Here is a 524-nt window from a genome sequence, read left to right as displayed (position 1 = left end):
ATAAGAGAAGCTAATGATATGGGGGTGATTTGTGGTGTAACTACAAATCCGAGCTTAATAGTAAAAGAAGGAAGAGTATTTAAAGAAGTTATAAAAGAGATAACAGAGATTGTAGATGGACCAATAAGTGCTGAGGTAATCTCTTTAGAAGCAGATAAAATGGTAGAGGAAGCTATCCCTTTGACAGAGATTCATGAAAATATAGTTATAAAACTTCCAATGACGATTGAAGGATTAAAAGCTTGTAAAAAATTGTCTGAGATAGGTATAAAAACAAATGTGACGCTTATATTTACTCCTTCTCAAGCTCTTTTAGCAGCAAGAGCAGGTGCGACATATGTAAGCCCATTTTTAGGAAGACTTGATGATGTAGGAACAGATAGTGTAACTTTGATTTCAGAAATTGCGGAGATTTTTGAAAAGCATAACTTAAATACAGAAATTATAGCAGCTAGTATTAGAAATCCTTGGCATGCTAAAGAAGCGGCAAAAGCAGGAGCTCATATAGGAACAATTCCATATTC

At 34.4% G+C, this 524-nt stretch carries 1 protein-coding gene; it reads left to right on the top strand.

Annotated features, from left to right (window positions below; all coding sequences use genetic code 11):
- On the top strand, positions 1 to 524 hold a 524-nt coding region (gene fsa / locus L992_RS12420), incomplete at both ends, for a fructose-6-phosphate aldolase (protein ID WP_047396618.1).

This window comes from Cetobacterium sp. ZOR0034, from assembly GCF_000799075.1.
Taxonomy (GTDB): Bacteria; Fusobacteriota; Fusobacteriia; order Fusobacteriales; family Fusobacteriaceae; genus Cetobacterium_A.
Note: the sequence above shows the minus strand (reverse complement) of the source record. Positions and strands in the feature narration are given on the sequence as shown.